Source organism: Pseudomonas sp. P5_A2_2, from assembly GCF_054177685.1.
In genome coordinates this window covers 1-1,356 of sequence record NZ_JBGCUL010001126.1, presented here as the reverse complement: position 1 = coordinate 1,356, position 1,356 = coordinate 1, and the positions used below count along the sequence as shown (strand labels likewise).

2 protein-coding genes are annotated in these 1,356 nt (G+C 51.8%); both read right to left on the bottom strand.

The annotated features are described in order from the left end of the window. Nucleotides 1–472, bottom strand: a 472-nt coding sequence (locus tag ACXRVY_RS29390) for an antitoxin Xre/MbcA/ParS toxin-binding domain-containing protein (RefSeq protein WP_457265890.1), incomplete at its 3' end; no start/stop codon positions are given. A gap of 244 nt (nt 473–716) precedes the next feature. Then, nucleotides 717–1,301 (bottom strand): DUF6088 family protein, encoded by a 585-nt coding sequence (locus ACXRVY_RS29385; protein ID WP_458239005.1) that lies wholly within the window; start codon nt 1,299–1,301, stop codon nt 717–719. Nucleotides 1,302–1,356 lie beyond the last annotated feature (55 nt).

Below are 1,356 nucleotides of genomic sequence, written 5' to 3'. Positions count from 1 at the left end.
AGACAGTACCTCCCCATTCCAGCGCCTGAAGTACCCGACGAACCTGCTTGCCTCCGATTTCAGTTCCACAGAGCATGACCGGCGTATCTCCGCCAAGGGCATTGTTTGGTTTAGACATCCAGCATGCGGCCGTATTTCTGTTTTGGAACACCCTTTCAGCTAAAAGACAAACAAAGGCAACTCGATCTAGCCGTTCTGATGCGATGGAGTTGAGGGGCATTTGTTCACGGCTACGCCGCTTGAGCGTGGAGATTGACGAGTCGAGGAGCTGCTCCAAGCTGCACTCCTGAAGCTCAAAGGCTATGCGAACCACGTGTAAAAGCTGAGAGGAAAAGCCGGTTTTGATCTGAAGCAGCCGCTCTGAATCTTCGAGCGATACGCGATTGGTGCTGAAATCCCAAAATACGGCGATCGCGGCTTCGCGCAATTCGGCTTTTTTTACCTGACGACTAGCAGTGGTTTGGGTGTTCATCAGTTCGGAGTGTGCGAGCAACGGGACGCTCAGATGAGAGTCTGCGGGGGGAGGTGACAGTGAACCGTCACCAACAAATCCCACAGCACAGGCGGCAAGCTTAGCAGGGCACACCGATCTCGTAAATTCGGGGAAAATCTCGTTTTTTGCGTGCCTGGCGCTGAGCAGTCTTTGAAGAGTTCATCGCGTCTCCATCGTAAAACCAGGTGAATCCAACAGAGCGTACGCCCGGGGCCAATCAGATTTAAATAGCTTGATGGAGCGCAATCTGCATCCAGACGGGAATATCACTGTCTGCGAGCCRCTTGAATTCAGACGGGGTCATCTTGGCTTTTATACTGTTTATGACGGTGTCATTCAGGCCTTTTTTGCCTAAGTAGAAGAGGGCGCAAAGCGCTAATCCAACGTGGGTGCCGGCATGCTGCAGTTTCTCGGGGGAGACGTGGAGCAAGTGTACTAGCACACCACCAACCTTTACCTTGCGACTCGCACCGCTCGTGTAAAAAACTGGTTTGATTTGCATCTGGGTACTCAACCCGAAAGCCCTGACCGCTTCTGCACCATGCACCTGAATAATCTCGCGATTACGTCTAGCGATTATTCGGAGAACTGATTGGGTACTTGGTCGCACGTAACCAGCGAAATGACTGAGCTTTGGTCGCATATAAATACCGCGACTCAATCGCTCCAACTCACCTGATGCAGCCAGGCGAGATAAGGTTTTGGCCACAGCTGTGCGAGAACCTGCGTCAACAAATCGACCGATGCCGAATGGCTGCCCTTTGGGAGTGTATTTGATGCGTTTCACGATATTGGCGGTAACAGACATACCACTCACCAGTTTTGAGCCAAAAGCTAGCAAGCTCTTGCACGTATCTCAAACG